Raw genomic sequence first — 15,515 nt, 5'->3', positions numbered from 1 at the left:
CGCGCCCACGCGGGGTTTTCCCGCGGCGGGGTGCGCCGCTTTCTGGCCCGGGCAGATTTGGGCCGGTAGCTCAGGTGGTTAGAGCGTACGCCTGATAAGCGTAAGGTCGGAGGTTCGAGTCCTCCTCGGCCCACCAATTTTTTCAGCCAAACCATGCGGGGCATGGTTTTGCGAAAAAATTCCCAAGCCGCCGAGAGGCGGCGCCGGTGGCGCAACGCCGATCTGCGCGGCCGCCGAGAGGCGGCGCAGGGGCCGCAAGGCCGCTCGAGCCGTCGGGCGGCGCATCCTGTCGGGGCCTTAGCTCAGTTGGGAGAGCGCTAGCTTTGCAAGCTTGAGGTCGTCGGTTCGATCCCGACAGGCTCCACCAATTTTCTCAGCCAAACTATGCGGGGCATGGTTTTGCGCGAAAATTCCCAAGCCGCCGAAAGGCGGCGCGGGAGTGCGAGGCTGCGGGGGAGCACGACGCATCTGACGCACGGCGCTTCTGACTATGTCCAGTGATAATGGGAACCGGATCCGCGTGGCGACACGCGGTAGGGTCATCCGACCTGTCTTTGACATTGTGAATGGGTTTTTGAGATCGATGCCGCGGACCGGCGTTGATGGGCACGGCTTTGGCCGTGGCGATCGGCGTTTTGGTTCGTGATATGGTTTCATGCTGAGCAAATTAAGCGCATCGTCAGCCTTTAGGTTGATGGTGCGGGCTCTCAAGCGTGAGGTAAGGGCATTTGGTGGATGCCTTGGCATGCACAGGCGATGAAGGACGTGGCACGCTGCGATAAGCTGCGGTGAGGTGTGAGCAACCTTTGACCCGCAGATTTCCGAATGGGGGAACCCACCCTCACCATTAAACATCGGCGCGTTCGCGAGGACGGTCGGTGTTTAATGGGGAAGGTATCACTAAGCTGAATATATAGGCTTTGGTGAAGCGAACCCGGAGAACTGAAACATCTCAGTACCCGGAGGAAAAGACATCAACCGAGATTCCGTAAGTAGTGGCGAGCGAAAGCGGACCAGGCCAGTGCCTGGATGTAGACTAGCAGAACGATCTGGAAAGGTCGGCCATAGCGGGTGACAGCCCCGTATGCGAAAGGACGCATTCAGGCCTTGAGTAGGGCGGGACACGTGTAATCCTGTCTGAACATGGGGGGACCACCCTCCAAGCCTAAATACTCGTGCATGACCGATAGCGAACAAGTACCGTGAGGGAAAGGTGAAAAGCACCCCGATGAGGGGAGTGAAACAGTACCTGAAACCGAATGCCTACAAGCAGTGGGAGGGGTTTTAAGCCCTGACCGCGTACCTCTTGCATAATGGGTCTGTGACTTAATGTATCGAGCAAGCTTAAGCCGTTAGGTGTAGGCGCAGCGAAAGCGAGTCTGAATAGGGCGACTGAGTTCGATGCATTAGACCCGAAACCCGGCGATCTAGGCATGACCAGGCTGAAGGTGGGGTAACACCCACTGGAGGGCCGAACCGATTACCGTTGAAAAGGTACCGGATGAGTTGTGTTTAGGGGTGAAAGGCCAATCAAGCCGGGAAATAGCTGGTTCTCCGCGAAAACTATTGAGGTAGTGCCTCGGACGAACACCTTGGGGGGTAGAGCACTGGATGGGCTAGGGGGTCGCGAGATCTACCAAACCTAACCAAACTCCGAATACCCAAGAGTGATATCCGGGAGACAGACGGCGGGTGCTAAGGTCCGTCGTCAAGAGGGAAACAGCCCTGACCTACAGCTAAGGTCCCCAAGTCACGTCTAAGTGGGAAAGCATGTGGGAATCCCAAAACAACCAGGAGGTTGGCTTAGAAGCAGCCATCCTTTAAAGAAAGCGTAACAGCTCACTGGTCTAATCAAGGGTTCCTGCGGCGAAGATGTACCGGGGCTCAAGACGTGCACCGAAGCTTAGGGTGTGGATTTATCCACGCGGTAGCGGAGCGTTCCGTACGCCTGCGAAGCGGCCTGGTAATGGGCCGTGGAGGTATCGGAAGTGCGAATGCAGACATGAGTAGCGATAAACAGGGTGAGATGCCCTGTCGCCGAAAGACCAAGGGTTCCTGCGCAAGGCTAATCCGCGCAGGGTGAGCCGGCCCCTAAGACGAGGCCGAAGGGCGTAGTCGATGGGAACATGGTTAATATTCCATGGCCTGGGGATGAGTGACGGATCGTGGCAGTTGTACGGCCTTATCGGATTGGCCGTGCTTCGAAGCGGTTCCAGGAAATAGCCTCCCCATACAGACCGTACCCGAAACCGACACAGGTGGTCAGGTAGAGTATACCAAGGCGCTTGAGAGAAGTGTGCTGAAGGAACTCGGCAAATTGCCTCCGTACCTTCGGAAGAAGGAGGCCCTGGCTATGCGCAAGCACTGCCAGGGGGCACAGGCCAGGGGGTAGCGACTGTTTAGCAAAAACACAGGGCTCTGCTAAGTCGGCTTCAAGACGACGTATAGGGTCTGACGCCTGCCCGGTGCCTGAAGGTTAAGTGGAGATGTGCAAGCATCGAAATGAAGCCCAGGTAAACGGCGGCCGTAACTATAACGGTCCTAAGGTAGCGAAATTCCTTGTCGGGTAAGTTCCGACCTGCACGAATGGCGTAACGACTTCCCCACTGTCTCCAGCACATGCTCAGCGAAATTGAATTCTCCGTGAAGATGCGGAGTACCCGCGGTTAGACGGAAAGACCCCGTGCACCTTTACTGCAGCTTCAGAGTGGCATTAGGAAAGAACTGTGTAGCATAGGTGGGAGGCTTTGAAGCCAGGGCGCCAGCCCTGGTGGAGCCATAGGTGAAATACCACCCTGTTGTTTTCTGATGTCTAACCTGCACCCGTTAGCCGGGTGAGGGACCCTCTGTGGCGGGTAGTTTGACTGGGGCGGTCGCCTCCCAAAGAGTAACGGAGGCGCGCGATGGTTGGCTCAGGCCGGTTGGAAACCGGCTGTTAGAGTGCAATGGCATAAGCCAGCCTGACTGCGAGACTGACAAGTCGAGCAGAGACGAAAGTCGGTCATAGTGATCCGGTGGTCCCTCGTGGAAGGGCCATCGCTCAACGGATAAAAGGTACGCCGGGGATAACAGGCTGATAACCCCCAAGAGCTCATATCGACGGGGTTGTTTGGCACCTCGATGTCGGCTCATCACATCCTGGGGCTGGAGCAGGTCCCAAGGGTTTGGCTGTTCGCCAATTAAAGTGGTACGTGAGCTGGGTTCAGAACGTCGCGAGACAGTTTGGTCCCTATCTGCCGTGGGCGTCGATATTTGAGAGGAGTTGACCCTAGTACGAGAGGACCGGGTTGAACATGCCTCTGGTGGACCTGTCATCGTGCCAACGGTGCAGCAGGGTAGCTATGCATGGACGGGATAACCGCTGAAAGCATCTAAGCGGGAAGCCTCCCTCGAGATAAGATATCTTAGAGCGGTCGAAGACCACGACCTCGATAGGCCGGATGTGGACGCACGGTAACGTGTGAAGCTAACCGGTCCTAATTGCTCTATTCGCGCTTGATGAGCCCCGCCATCACCCTAAAGCCTGGTGATGCGCAAACGCCCAGCATGACACACGCACCGATCTCAAAACACACTCCGTCCCCGCGCCGGCCCCATAGCTTGGTGGCCATAGCGTCCGTGACCCACCCGATCCCATCCCGAACTCGGCCGTGAAACCGGACTGCGCCAATGGTACTATCGCTTAAGCGATGGAAGAGTAGGACGCCGCCAGGCTTTGCGACCGGCGCGAGACGGAAAAAACCCATTCACACCCCACCAAAACTCCCGGCGCGGGGTGGAGCAGCCCGGTAGCTCGTCAGGCTCATAACCTGAAGGCCGCAGGTTCAAATCCTGCCCCCGCAACCAAATCCACTAAAGCCCCAGACCCCACGGCCTGGGGCTTTCGTGCGTCCGGGACACGGGAAGGCCGCGTGCTGCCGGCGGCGCAAAGCCAGCCGCGAGAGCGCGCCCGCCGACCCCCTGCGCCGCGCTTGTCTCCGCAGCGGCTAACGACCTGGCGAAGGTGCGCGGTTCGCCGTCTGCCTCGCGCGTCTCTAACGAGCGGGCGGATCGGCTTTCACTTGGCCCGCACCCTCTCCGAACGCGGTACAGCTCTCGACTTCCCATCGCGCGCGCACGAGCGCCTCCCCTCGTTCGCTCGCGCCGCATGGTCTCGACGCAAACACCACTTCATACGACGCCCCTCCGCGCCGGCTTCAAAGGCGCCTTCCGCCGCGCGGCCACCGGACTCGCGGCGTGTGTCGCCACGAACGGCCGGACCCGTTTTTCTCCCCAGCACCCGCGCGGCGAGCGCCCCGGCGGCACCAGCCGCCTCGCGGCCATCGTGGCGCCTGTGTCGCACACGCGAGCGCAAGGCTGGGAGCCAGGCTGGTCGCGCGCGACGCCTCGAGACGGATCCCCGATTCGCGCGAAGCATCCGCCTGATCGCGCCTTCGCGCCGTCCACCGAAACGCCCTCTCCCCGATATCACCCACGGCCGAGGTCCGCCTTCCCGCAGACGCCCTTGCGATTCAATCGCGTGCGATCCATATTTGCAGCCATGACCGAGCCCGACCCCGCCGCCATCCCGCTGGACCATCTGCTCTGCTTCGCGGTCTATTCCACGGGGCTCGCCTTCAACCGCGTCTATAAGCCGCTGCTCGATGGGCTCGGCCTCACCTATCCCCAATATCTGGCCCTGATCGCGTTGAGCGAGGCGCCCACGCTTTCGGTGGGCGCGCTCGGCGAGCGGCTGGGGTTGGAGAGCAACACGCTGACCCCGCTGATCAAGCGGTTGGCCGCCGCCGGTCTGGTCGAACGCCAGCGCGACACGAGCGACGAGCGGGTGGTGCGCGTGGCGCTGACGGAGCAGGGCCGCGCCACCGTCGCTCGCGCCGCCTGCTTGCCCGAGGCGATCCTCGCCGCAACCGGGCACACGCCAGGCGAGATCGGCGCGATGCGCGACACTTTGCTCACGCTGCGCGCGCAGCTGCGCGCCTATGCCGCCGCGCCTCAGCCGCGCCCCGACAGCGCGGTGTAAATGCCCCAGGCGCTGGTGAGCGCGAGGATCATGCCGACCAGCAGCAGCAGCCGTTGCGCCGGCACGCGCTTGGCGATCAGCGCACCGAGCGGCGCCGCGAGCAGTCCGCCGACCAGCAGGCCCAGCGTCGCCTCGCTCAGCGCGGACCGGCCGAGCGTGCCGATGAAGGTGGCGGACACGATCAGCGTGAGGAAGAATTCGGACAGGTTGACGCTGCCGATCACGCTGCGCGGCGGCGCCCCCTGGACCAAGAGATTGCTGGTCACCACAGGCCCATAGCCGCCGCCGCCGGCCGCATCGAGGAAGCCGCCGGCGAGCGCGAGCGGCATGACGATGCGCGGCGCGCGGGGGCGCGGCGCGCCGCGCCATCCCCGCCACAGCAGGGACAGGGCGATGGCGAGCAGATAGAGGAGGATGGCGGGCCTGGCGATAGTGGCGCTCAAGCCCGAGATGAGCGTTGCGCCGGCGATGCCGCCGATCAACGCGGGCACCATCAGGCGCAGGAACAGCCGCCAATCCACGTTGCGCTGATAGATATGGCTGAGCCCCGACGCGCCGGTGGTGAAGATCTCGACGAAGTGAACACCCGCCGAGGCCGCAGCGGGCGGGACTCCGAGGCTGATGAGAAGCGTAGAAGAGATGACGCCAAAGGCCATGCCGAGCGCGCCATCGACCAGCTGCGCCGCGAAGCCCACCAGAATAAAGGGAAGGATTGTCAGGGGATCCATGGAGGTGATCGCGTGGATGACGCCGGCTCCCGCTGCAGAAGGATCAGGAGAGGACGCCTTATCCGCCCGCCGCGTTCCACCATGCCGAGTGGCCCCGAGTTCCGTGGCCCGCGCGGGAAAGCGAGCAGAGTCCCTTAAGCAATCGCGCGAGGGGCAAGGTTAACGCCCTCGCAGCGGCACCCGACCAATAGCGGCGAGCGGCATGCCTGTCCGCCCGACGGCCGGGCAGGGAGGCACGAGGGGCACGATGACGCGAAAACGCGCGAAGACCAGGGATGGCTGGCTCGTCGCGCTGCTCGATTGGAGCACGGGCCTGCCGGGCGCCGAGGTACGAATGCTGCGCGCCGACATTTTCGAGACGGTGCTGCTGCGTCCGCTGCCGCTCCTCTTTTCCGGCGTGGGCCTGGTGTTGATCAGCGGCGCGGCGGCGATGCTCACGCGGACCCGCTGGGCGTTGCTCTGGTGCCTGTTCGATCTCGTGATGGTGCTTGCCCGCTTCCTGGTCTCGCTGCGGCTCGGGCGCGGCCAATCGCTGGCCGAAGGGCTGGCGCGGTGCGTCGTGGTGGCGAGCGTGCCCACCTTCCTCCTGTTCGGGCTCGGCTGCACGGCCAGCTTCCTGATCGGACCGGCCGCGCTGCAGATGGTGGTGACCGCCGCGATGATGAGCCTGATCGCGGGGCTGGCGAGCCGCTGGGCGGCACTGCCGCGGCTCGCGATCGCCACCATGCTCGCGGCGGCGGCGCCGTTCGGCGCCGCGGTGCTCTATGTGCACGGCGCGATCGGCGCGCTCTTCACCGTCGCGGCCACCACCACGGCGGCGCTGACGCTGCAGAACCACAGCACCCTCGTCGCCATGCTGCGCGGATCGCACCAGGCGCGGCGCCTGTCCCGCACCGATAGCCTGACGGGGCTCGCCAACCGATCGGGGCTGGCGGCCGAGGTGGCGCGGCTCGAGGCGGAAGCGGCGCCGGAGCAAAGCGTGGCGGCGCTGTTCGTCGATCTCGATGGCTTCAAGGCCGTCAACGACGCCTATGGCCATGCCGCCGGCGACGCGGTGCTGGTGGAAGTGGCGGCCCGGCTCGCGGAGGAGGCGGCGCCGCATTTCGTCTGCCGGCTGGGCGGCGACGAATTCGTCATCCTTCTTCTCGACATGGGCGCGATCGAGGCGACGCGCACGAGCGAACGGCTCGTCCGGCGGATCGAGCAGCCGCTGATCGATATCGCGCCGGGGCCGATTCAGGTCGGTGCGAGCATCGGCATCGCCACGGGCAGCATCGCGGATGGCGCGCTCGCCCGGCTGCTGGATGAGGCGGATGCGGCGCTCTATCGGGTGAAGCGCACGGGCGGCAATGGCCATGCGCGCTTCGGTCCCGCCGGGACACCGACCGTCTGACGCGACGCTCCGCCGCGCCTCGATGCGGCCGGCGCTTCGGGGAAGGTTATCGGCGTCCGCCCCCGTCCGCCGCACCGGCGCGCGCCCCCGCTGACAGGATCAGCTTCGGTTGCCGCCGCCCTCGCCGCTGCCCGCGCCGCCGGTGTCGCTAGCGCCGGCATCGTCGCCCGCGCCGTCGCCGCCGCGCCGCGCGGGGGCGGTCATGCCGGTGGCGGCCGCGTCGTCGAGCATCTGCTGCTCGGCGCTCGGCGCGGGCGGCGGCTTGATCGCCAGGGCGGGGGCGGCGCTGTTCGTCTCGGCCGCCTGATTTTCGGCCGGCGCGGGCACGGGCTCGGGCGGCGGGGGCACGGGCTCGGGCTCGTTGATATTGGACTCGGGCGCGGGCGCCGGCGGCTTGCGATCGCAGCCGGCGAGCGCGAGCGGGATCATCGCCGGGAGCAACAGCCGGGGCAGGCGCATCCTTGGTCTCCTCATTGCAGCGTCGCCGCCTGCTTGGCGCGGGTGGCGCTGGATTTCAGCCGATTGGCCAGCTCGCCATCCCAGCCATAGGGATCGCCGAGAAAGGTGACGCGGCCATCCGCGCCGGCATAGGCCGTCCAGTAGAGCAGGAACACCGCCACCGGCTGCGCCAGTGGGGCGCGCACCGTATCGCCCTTGGCGAGCGCCGCGTCGATCGCGTCGGGCGTCCATTGCGCATCGCCCTCCAGCGCGCGCTTGGCGAGCGCGACGGGCTGGGCGAGGCGCACACAGCCATGGCTGGCGAGCCGGCTGTAGCGGCCGAACGTGCCCTGACTGGGGGTATCGTGGAGATAGACGCCATAGGGATTTTCGAAATCGAACTTCACCCGGCCGAGCGCGCTCTTGGAGCCGGCGCGCTGTTGCAGCCTGGTGCCGCCATTGCCGGTGTCGATCACCCGGAAATCATGCGCCTTGAGATAGCCGGGATGCGCCTTTTCCTTGGGCCACAGCTCTTTCGCGGCGATCGAGCTGGGCACGTTCCAGGGCGGGTTGAAGACGATGCTGTGGATGGAGGAGGCGAGCATCGGCGTCTCGTCGCCGGGCCGCCCGGTCACGGCGCGCATCGACAGCACGGGCGCGTCCGCCTCGAACAGGGTCAGCACCGCCGCCGCGATGTTCACCTGCACGCGCCGCGTCGGCAGGGTGCGCGGCAGCCAACGCCACCGCTCCATATTGGCCTCGATCTGGCGGACGCGATCGCGCGCGCTGACATTCAGCGCGGCGAGCGTGGCCGGGCCGATCTGCCCGGTCGGCTCCAGGCCGTAGCGGCGCTGGGCGCGCTGCACCGCCGCCACCACATCCTCGTCATAGCGCGATCCGCCGCCGTCCAGCGCCTTGTCCTCGATCGCCAGCCGCGTGCGGAGCAGCTTGATCTGCGCATTCTCGGATCCGGGGCGGAGCCCGTCGGCGGAGGCGATCACGGGCCATCCGCCATCGGCGGCGATGCCGCGATAGCGGGCCAGCGCGTGCCGCAGCGTATCATAGCCGGCATAGGGCGGCGCCAGGCCCTGGACCCAGTCGGCCAGCCGATCCGCCTTCACCGCCGCGACGAAATCGCCATAGGGATCATAGGCGGCCGGCCGCAGGCCCCAATTGCCAAGAAAATCCCCGGGAGCGAGCCGCCCGCGCCGCAGCGCGCGCGCATAATCGAGCGCCGCGCGCACCAAAGCGGCATCGTCGCTGCCCGTGGGCGCGGCGCTGTCGGCATCGGCCGGGGCCATGCCATCGGCCGCGGCATCGTCCAGCATGTGGCGCAGCTGGTCCGCCTGATGCGCGCTCAAGGCCGGCATGGGACGCGGCGCCACCGGAACCGGGGCCGGCGCGGTCTGCGCCGAGGGCGGGATCAGCGGCAGCACCGGCGCCTGATCCGGCGATTGCGCGGCGACGAGCCATGGCAGGGCCAGCAGCGGCCAGGCACGACCGATGAGCGGAGCGGAAAGCGGGAGGGAGCGGCCATGCATGATGCGCGGTTGCATCGCGCAACTGGGCCGCGCGGGCAATGCCGAATATAGCAAGATCAACTTTCCCTGGCGCACCCGGAGCTTAGCCGGGGCTGGGAGTGGTGCCGCTTGCGTGACTCGAACACGCGACCCTCGCATTACGAATGCGATGCTCTACCGGCTGAGCTAAAGCGGCGTCACGCCAGGCCGCGCTCCCCTAGCAGCCGGGCCGCGGCGGCACAAGCGCCGATCGTGCACGGCGCGGACGGTGGATTTTACCCTTCGGCAAGGGCGCACGCCTAGGAAGGGCACGGGCCCGCGCGGCGCAGGGGGACGATTCGAGGGTGGACGAAGCACGCACGATCCGGGCCGATCCGGGCGACGAGGACGGCGAATTCAGCACGCCGCGCATCGAAACCGGGCCGCCGCCGCGCGAGCGGCGCCTGCAGGTGCGCGCCTTTGAGCATTGGGCCGCCCTGCTGCGCGGCCGTGCCATGCCCGCCGCCGTCGATCTCGGCCCGGCGGCCGATCTGCCCTTCGCCGATCATGCGGTGCTGCTCCGCTTCGACGAGGACTATGCCGACCCCGCGCTCACCCATCTCGGTTCCGCGCTGGCGGCCGAGGCCGGGCTGAAGCCGGGCGCGGCGCGGCGGCTGGCGGACGTGCCGGGCCGCTCGCTGCTCTCGCGGCTCACCGATCATCGGCTCGAATGCGTCGCCCATCGCGCGCCGATCGGCTTCGAGGCCGAATTTGTCGGCCGGCGTGGGCTGCCCACGCTGTACCGGGGCATTTTGCTGCCCTTGTCGGAGGATGGCGAGGCGATCGATGGCGTGCTCGGCGTCATCAGCTGGAAGGAGCTGGCCGCGCCCGCGCTGACCGAGGCGCTGCGCCGGGATCTGGCGCAGGCGCTGGCCATGCCCTCCGCCCCGCCATCCCCCGCGCCGACGCTGGCCGCGCAGCTCGCCGCCGCCCGCGCCGGCGCGGGCGAGGCGCAGCGCGGCCGCCTCAAGACGCGCGCCGCCTTGTATCGCGCGCTCGGCCTTGCCTATGATTTCGCGCGGGCCAGCGAGAAACGGCCCGAGGAATATGGCGCGCTGCTCGCCGAAGCCGGTATCCGCCGCCAGACGCGGGCGCCGATGACGGCGGTGGCCAAGCTGGTGTTCGGCGCCGATGCGGACAAGGCGCGGCTGACCGAATTCGCCGCCGCGCTCGCCCAGGCGCGCCGGCGCGGCCTTGAGCCCGGCGGCTTCGTCGCGGCGGTGGAGTCCGAGCCCGGCGGGCTCAAGGGGCTGGTGGCGGCCGAGCGCGTCGCCCGTCGCCCGGCCGATGCGCCCCCCAGCCTCGATCAGCGCGCGCGCGCCGCGCTCCACAAGCTGCCCGCGCTCGCCCGGCTCGAGATCGCCGGCACGCAGGGCGAGTTCGTGCTGCTGATCGCGCGGCGCGAGGCGGACGGCCGGCTCGCCGTGGTCGCGCCCATTCCCGACGAGTCGCCGCTCGTCGCCCGCGCGATCCGCAAGATATCGCGCTGATCGCGGCCGCTGCCGCAACGATCCGCCTGTCCCGCGCGGGCTCCCGGCCATGCCGTTGCGGCGCGGCGGGCGGGGGTTGAGGTCCGCCGGAGAGGGGCGCATATCCGCCGCCTATCCATCAATGGCGCCCGTCGAGAGCGCCGGCAGGAGCAGGTGATGACAGCATCCGTGGCGGACGAGCGGCCCTTCAACGCGGACGAGGCCGGGCGCCGCGCCGCTCCCTGGGAAGAGCTGCTGGTGCGCGGGGCGCTGCCTGGCGAGACCGATGGCTTCGATGCCGAAGCCCGCCACGCCGCCGCTCTGTTCGTGGCCGAGACCGCGCAGCGGCGCTCGCCCGGCCACGCGCTGGTGGCGCTGGAGTCGCTCGGCGGCGAGACCGGACGGCGCACCATGCGGCTGGCCATCGTCAATGACGACATGCCCTTTCTCGTCGATTCGGTGGCGGCGGCGATCGCCGGCCATGGCCTGGCGGTGCATCGCCTGCTCCATCCCATCGCCGCCGTGCGCCGCGATGCCGACGGCGATCTGACGGCGCTGCTGCCCGCCGGCGCCGAGGGCGAGCGGCGCGAATCGATCATCTATGTCGAGGTGGAGCGCGCCGACGCCAAGGTCCGGCGCCAGCTCGGCAGCGATATCGAGCGCGTGCTGGAGGATGTGCGCGCGGCGGTGGGCGATTATGGCGCGCTCATCCAATCGCTCAAGGACACCGCCTATCGCCTGCCCGATGGCGAGGGCGCGGCGCTGGTGCGCTGGCTGGTGGACGGCAACATGACCCTGCTCGCCGCCGCGCGCGAAAGCCGCGATGGCGCGCCCGGCCAGCCGCTCGGGCTGGCGCGCACGCTGGGCGCGCCGCTGTGCGACGCCGGGCTGCGCGACGCCGCGATCGCCTGGTTCGAGCAGGGCGGCGAGGCGCCGCTCTTCCTCAAGAGCGACATCGTCTCGACCGTGCACCGGCGCGCGCCGCTGGACCTGATCCTCGCGCCGGTGCGGGCCGAGGGCCGGGTCGTGGCGCTCGATGTCCATGCCGGGCTCTGGACATCGGCGGCGCTCGCCAGCCGCCCCGATCGGGTGCCGCTGATCCGCCGCCGCCTCGCGCAGCTGGAGGAGACGCTCGGCTTCGATCCGGCCAGCCATGCCGGCAAGGCGCTGCGCCACGCGCTGGCGGTGCTGCCGCACGATATCGTCATCTCCTTCACCGGCGCCGCGCTGGAGCGGGTGGCGCTGACGGCGATGTCGCTCGCCGATCGGCCGCGCTCGCGGCTGGTGCTGGTGGAGGACGGGCTGGGCCGCCATGTCTTCGCCTTCGCCTGGATGCTGCGCGAGGATTTCTCCATGCGCCGCCAGGCCGCGATCGGCCGGATGCTGATCGAGGCGACCGGCGGGCGGGTGGTCGCGTCCGCGATCGGGCTCGACGACGAGGGCGGGCTGGCGATGCTGCGCTATACGCTGGCGGGCGCGCGGGTCGACGAGGCGCAGGCGGACGCGGTCGATCGCCGCCTCGCCGAGATGCTGCGCGGCTGGGCGCCCGCGATCGAGGTGGCGCTCGCCGCCGAGGTCGGCGCGACGCGCGCGGCGCGGCTCACGCTCAGCCATGCCCAGGCCTTTCCCGGCTTCTACCGCGAAACCACGGATCCGGCCGAGGCGGCGCGCGATCTCCTGGCGCTGACCCAGCTGGAAGAGGATGGCCGTGGCGTGCGGCTGATCGCGGGCGCCGAGCCGGACGCGCTGCGTCTGAAGATCTACCGCCTCGGCGGGCTGGTGCCGCTCTCCGACGTGGTGCCGGTGCTGGAGAATTTCGGCTTCGTCGTGGTCGAGGAGCGGCCGACGCCGATCGGCGAGGCGGGGGCGCTGGGCCATATCCACGAATTCCTGCTCCATGCCCCGCGCGGCAGCGGCGCGGCGCTGCTGGCGCGCGCCGCCATCGCCGAGGCGGCGATCGCGGCGGTGCTGGAGAACCGCGCCGAGAACGACGCCTTCAACCGGCTGATCGCCGGGCTCGGGCTGGAGCCGCGCGCGGTGGTCTGGCTGCGGGCCTGGTTCCGCTATCTGCGCCAGGCCGGCCTGCCCTACAGCCTCGCCACCGTCGCCGAGGCGCTGACCGAGGCGCCGCAGGTGACGGCCGGGCTGGTCGATCTGTTCGTCGCGCTGCACGATCCCGCCGCCGGCGGCGACACGGCCGCCGCCGCCGCGCGCGCGCGCATCCAGGATGGGCTGGTCGCGGTCGCCGCGATCGACGACGACCGCATCCTGCGCCGGCTTCATGGGCTGGTGGAGGCGATTTTGCGCACCAACGCCTTCACCGCCGAGGGCGAGGCGGCACTGGCCTTCAAGCTGGACAGCGCGCGCGTGCCGGGCCTGCCCGCGCCCGTGCCCTATCGCGAAATCTGGGTCTATTCGCCGCGTCTCGAGGGCATTCATCTGCGCGGCGGTCCGGTCGCGCGCGGCGGCCTGCGCTGGTCGGACCGGCGCGACGATTTCCGCACCGAGATCCTCGGCCTGATGAAGGCGCAGATCGTCAAGAATGCGGTGATCGTGCCGACCGGGGCCAAGGGCGGCTTCTATCCCAAGCAGCTGCCCGCGCCCGGCGATCGCAAGGCGTGGCTGGCCGAGGGTACGGAAGCCTATCGCATCTTCATCCGCGCGCTGCTTTCGGTCACCGACAATCTGGTCGAGGGCCGGGTGGTCCATCCCGCAGGCATGCGCATCCTCGATGGCGAGGATCCCTATTTCGTCGTCGCCGCCGACAAGGGCACCGCCACCTTCTCGGATATCGCCAATGCGATCGCGGTGGAGCGGGGCTTCTGGCTGGGCGATGCCTTCGCCTCGGGCGGCAGCCATGGCTATGACCATAAGGCGATGGGCATCACCGCGCGCGGCGCCTGGGTGTCCGTCACCCGCCATTTCGCCGAGATGGGCGTGGACGTGGCGCGCGATCCCGTCACCGTCGCCGGCTGCGGCGACATGTCGGGCGATGTCTTCGGCAACGGCATGCTGCTGTCGCAATCGCTGCGGCTGGTGGCCGCTTTCGACCATCGCCACATCTTCCTCGATCCCGATCCCGATCCCGCTTCCTCCTGGGCCGAGCGCGCGCGCCTCTTCCGCCTGCCGGCCTCGTCCTGGGCCGATTACGACAGCACGCTGATCTCCGCCGGCGGCGGCGTGTTCGCGCGCACGCAGAAGCAGATCGCGCTGAGCCCGGAGGCGGCGGCGGCGCTGGGCGTGGCGCCCGGCACCTATGATCCCTCCACGCTCATCCAGGCGATCCTCAAGAGCCCGGTCGACCTGCTCTGGTTCGGCGGCATCGGCACCTACATCAAGGCCGCGGGCCAGAGCCAGAGCGATGCCGGCGATCCCGCAAACGACGCCAACCGCGTCAATGCCGACCAGGTGCGCGCCAAGGTGATCGGCGAAGGCGCCAATCTTTCCACCACCCAGGCGGGCCGGATCGAGTTCAGCCTGCTCGGCGGCCGCTGCAACACCGACTTCATCGACAATTCGGCCGGCGTCGATTGCTCGGACAATGAGGTCAACATCAAAATCGCGCTCAACGCCGAAGTGGCGGCGGGGACGCTCGGCTTCGACGCGCGCAACGCGCTGCTCGGCGCCATGACCGACGATGTGGCGGCGATCGTGCTCGAGGACAACCGCCTCCAGACGCTCGCCCTGTCCGCCGCCGAGCGGGGCGGCGCGGCGGCCCTGCCGGGGCAGGTGAGCGTGATCGAGGCGCTGGAAAGCCAGGGCCGGCTGGATCGCGCGGTGGAGGGGCTGGCGAGCAACGACCAGTTCCTGCGCCGCGCCGCCGACGGCCAGGGGCTCACCCGGCCCGAGCTGGCGGTGATCCTCAGCCATGCCAAGCTCGCGCTCCAGGCGGCGATCGAGGCCTCGCCCATCGCCCGCGATCCGGCGCTCACCGATCTGCTGATCCGCAACTTCCCCGAGCCGATGCGGGCCGGCCACCGCGCCGCGATCGAGCAGCACCGGCTGCGGCCGCAGATCATCGCGACCCGCGTCGCCAATATGGTGGTCAACCGGCTCGGGCTGGTGGCGCCGTTCGAGCTGGCCGAGGAGGAGGGTGTCAGCCTCGCCCGCGTCGCCGGTGCCTATCTCGCCTGCGACGCCATGTTCGGCCTGGGCGATCTCTTCGCCGCGATCGAGGCCGAGGCCATGCCCGAGCCGGGCCGGCTGGCGCTGCTCGAGGCGGCGGCGGGGATCGTGCGGCTGCACATCGCCGATCTGCTGCGCGTCGCCGATCCCACGCTGCTGCCCGGCGAAACCGCCGCCGCCTTCGGCCCCGGCATCGCGGCGGTGGGCGATCGGCTGGACGAGCTGGTGCTGCAGGAGGTGCGCGATCAGTCCGCCGCGCTCGGCCGCCGGCTGGCCGAGACCGGCGCCGGCGAGGCGCTGGTGGCGCGGCTGGTGCGGCTGTTCGCGCTCGACGGCGCGGTGGCGACCGCCTCGCTCGCGGCGCGCAGCGGCTGGTCCGAGGTGGATGTCGTCGCGGCCTATGTGCGGCTGGGCGAGGCGCTGGGTCTGGATTGGGCCAAGGCCGCCGCGCTGCGCGCCCAGGCAAGCGATCCCTGGGAGCGGCTGCTGATCGCCGGGCTGGTGCGCGATTTCGAGCAGCTGCGGCTGGATTTCCTCGCCCGCGCCGGCGGCGAGGGGCCGCGCGCCTTCGTGGATCAGTGGCTCGACCAGCATGGCGTGCGGGTGGAGCGGTTCCGCCGGCTGGTGGACCGCGCCCGCGCCGCCGCCAGCGCGACGCCGGCGATGCTCGCCCAGCTTGCCGCCCAGGCGCGGCTGTTGCTGGTGCGGCGCAGCTGAGGCGCGGCTTTTGTAACGGAAAGGTCTCCAATCGGTCACCGCGCTGACCGATAGCGCCCCTAACTC

At 68.6% G+C, this 15,515-nt stretch carries 7 protein-coding genes, 4 tRNA genes and 2 rRNA genes; 9 read left to right on the top strand and 4 right to left on the bottom strand.

Annotated elements, in window-relative coordinates; all coding sequences use genetic code 11:
• The first annotated feature begins 59 nt into the window (after window positions 1-59).
• The 6 genes from LHA26_RS06665 to LHA26_RS06640 all read left to right on the top strand — a co-directional run bounded on the left by LHA26_RS06665 (window position 60) and on the right by LHA26_RS06640 (window position 5,020).
• Window positions 60-136: transfer RNA gene (locus LHA26_RS06665), tRNA-Ile, on the top strand.
• 155 nt (window positions 137-291) lie between these two features.
• Window positions 292-367 (top strand) — tRNA-Ala (locus LHA26_RS06660).
• A gap of 341 nt (window positions 368-708) precedes the next feature.
• Window positions 709-3,500: ribosomal RNA gene (locus LHA26_RS06655) — 23S ribosomal RNA — on the top strand.
• A 99-nt stretch (window positions 3,501-3,599) separates the two neighbouring features.
• A 5S ribosomal RNA gene (rrf, locus tag LHA26_RS06650) occupies window positions 3,600-3,714 on the top strand.
• Window positions 3,715-3,769: 55 nt separating this feature from the next.
• Window positions 3,770-3,846: transfer RNA gene (locus tag LHA26_RS06645), tRNA-Met, on the top strand.
• Window positions 3,847-4,540: 694 nt separating this feature from the next.
• Window positions 4,541-5,020 (top strand): MarR family winged helix-turn-helix transcriptional regulator, encoded by a 480-nt coding sequence (locus tag LHA26_RS06640; protein WP_252167940.1) that lies wholly within the window; start codon window positions 4,541-4,543, stop codon window positions 5,018-5,020.
• On the opposite strand, the gene LHA26_RS06635 is transcribed toward LHA26_RS06640, so the two are convergent.
• Complete coding sequence (locus LHA26_RS06635) at window positions 4,993-5,748, bottom strand: sulfite exporter TauE/SafE family protein (protein ID WP_252167939.1); 756 nt, start codon at window positions 5,746-5,748, stop codon at window positions 4,993-4,995. The two genes, LHA26_RS06640 and LHA26_RS06635, sit on opposite strands and share 28 nt — an antisense overlap.
• Window positions 5,749-5,995: 247 nt before the next feature.
• On the opposite strand from LHA26_RS06635, the gene LHA26_RS06630 reads away from it, so the two are divergent.
• A complete protein-coding gene (locus LHA26_RS06630; RefSeq protein ID WP_252167938.1) occupies window positions 5,996-7,141 on the top strand; it encodes a GGDEF domain-containing protein in 1,146 nt (381 codons plus the stop codon).
• A gap of 99 nt (window positions 7,142-7,240) precedes the next feature.
• Here LHA26_RS06630 and LHA26_RS06625 read toward each other — a convergent pair whose 3' ends face one another.
• The 3 genes from LHA26_RS06625 to LHA26_RS06615 all read right to left on the bottom strand — a co-directional run bounded on the left by LHA26_RS06625 (window position 7,241) and on the right by LHA26_RS06615 (window position 9,295).
• Window positions 7,241-7,600 carry a hypothetical protein gene (locus LHA26_RS06625; protein ID WP_252167937.1) on the bottom strand — a complete coding sequence of 120 codons (360 nt, stop codon included), beginning with the start codon at window positions 7,598-7,600 and terminating at the stop codon, window positions 7,241-7,243.
• 11 nt (window positions 7,601-7,611) lie between these two features.
• Window positions 7,612-9,120, bottom strand: a complete 1,509-nt coding sequence (locus tag LHA26_RS06620; protein WP_252167936.1) for a L,D-transpeptidase family protein — start codon at window positions 9,118-9,120, stop codon at window positions 7,612-7,614.
• A 99-nt stretch (window positions 9,121-9,219) separates the two neighbouring features.
• Window positions 9,220-9,295 (bottom strand) — tRNA-Thr (locus LHA26_RS06615).
• Between the two features lie 148 nt (window positions 9,296-9,443).
• Between LHA26_RS06615 and LHA26_RS06610 the strand changes: the two genes are divergently transcribed.
• Window positions 9,444-10,628, top strand: a complete 1,185-nt coding sequence (locus LHA26_RS06610; RefSeq protein ID WP_252167935.1) for a hypothetical protein — start codon at window positions 9,444-9,446, stop codon at window positions 10,626-10,628.
• 156 nt (window positions 10,629-10,784) lie between these two features.
• Window positions 10,785-15,449 carry an NAD-glutamate dehydrogenase gene (locus LHA26_RS06605; protein WP_252167934.1) on the top strand — a complete coding sequence of 1,555 codons (4,665 nt, stop codon included), beginning with the start codon at window positions 10,785-10,787 and terminating at the stop codon, window positions 15,447-15,449.
• The last annotated feature ends 66 nt before the right edge of the window (window positions 15,450-15,515 follow it).

It is taken from the genome of Sphingomonas morindae, assembly GCF_023822065.1.
Taxonomy (GTDB): Bacteria; Pseudomonadota; Alphaproteobacteria; order Sphingomonadales; family Sphingomonadaceae; genus Solisphingomonas; species Solisphingomonas morindae.
The sequence above is the reverse complement of the archived record's forward strand: the minus strand, read 5'-3'. Positions and strand labels throughout refer to the sequence as shown.

Bases quoted from the DNA above. Each gene is read 5' to 3' on its own strand.
- LHA26_RS06635 (WP_252167939.1), bottom strand. From the start codon at position 5,748: ATGGATCCCCTGACAATCCTTCCCTTTATTCTGGTGGGCTTCGCGGCG.
- LHA26_RS06620 (WP_252167936.1), bottom strand. From the start codon at position 9,120: ATGCATGGCCGCTCCCTCCCGCTTTCCGCTCCGCTCATCGGTCGTGCC.
- LHA26_RS06630 (WP_252167938.1), top strand. From the start codon at position 5,996: ATGACGCGAAAACGCGCGAAGACCAGGGATGGCTGGCTCGTCGCGCTG.
- LHA26_RS06625 (WP_252167937.1), bottom strand. From the start codon at position 7,600: ATGCGCCTGCCCCGGCTGTTGCTCCCGGCGATGATCCCGCTCGCGCTC.
- LHA26_RS06605 (WP_252167934.1), top strand. From the start codon at position 10,785: ATGACAGCATCCGTGGCGGACGAGCGGCCCTTCAACGCGGACGAGGCC.
- LHA26_RS06640 (WP_252167940.1), top strand. From the start codon at position 4,541: ATGACCGAGCCCGACCCCGCCGCCATCCCGCTGGACCATCTGCTCTGC.